This is a genomic window from Gordonia sp. N1V (genome assembly GCF_029269935.1).
Lineage (GTDB): Bacteria > Actinomycetota > Actinomycetes > Mycobacteriales > Mycobacteriaceae > Gordonia > Gordonia polyisoprenivorans.
Genome location: NZ_JARJDD010000129.1, coordinates 1 through 331, shown reverse-complemented (window position 1 = coordinate 331; position 331 = coordinate 1). Strand labels below are relative to the sequence as shown.

The 331-nt window shown below is 60.4% G+C and carries 1 pseudogene; it reads right to left on the bottom strand.

The features are described from left to right. Nucleotides 1-134 precede the first annotated feature (134 nt). Nucleotides 135-331: pseudogene (locus tag P3L18_RS28420) on the bottom strand (hypothetical protein); the annotation flags it as partial.

The following is a 331-nucleotide window of genomic DNA, read 5'->3' as shown; positions in this document are numbered from 1 at the left end:
TCGCACGCAAGTCAGCAATCAAGCTAACCGTGTCCATTTTTTCGGGGGAACCCCACAAGGCCGAGTCGTTTCGGTTCTCCACCGACCCAGAGTTGGTGGGCAAGGTCACCCTCCCGCCAGCCTCACACTGGCCATCAAGATGTCCGGGAAACGGGGTCAACCCCAAGTGGTGAAGGCGTGTCGCTTGTAGTATTCGTGCTTGACCGTCGACCACAACGACGTCGGCGTTTCGGGTCGATGCTGGCGGGTGGGATCAGCCAGGGGTGTCGGTCGAAGCCGATGATGATGTCCCATCCGTGGTGGTGGACGTCGTCGTGGCAGCTGGTGCAGA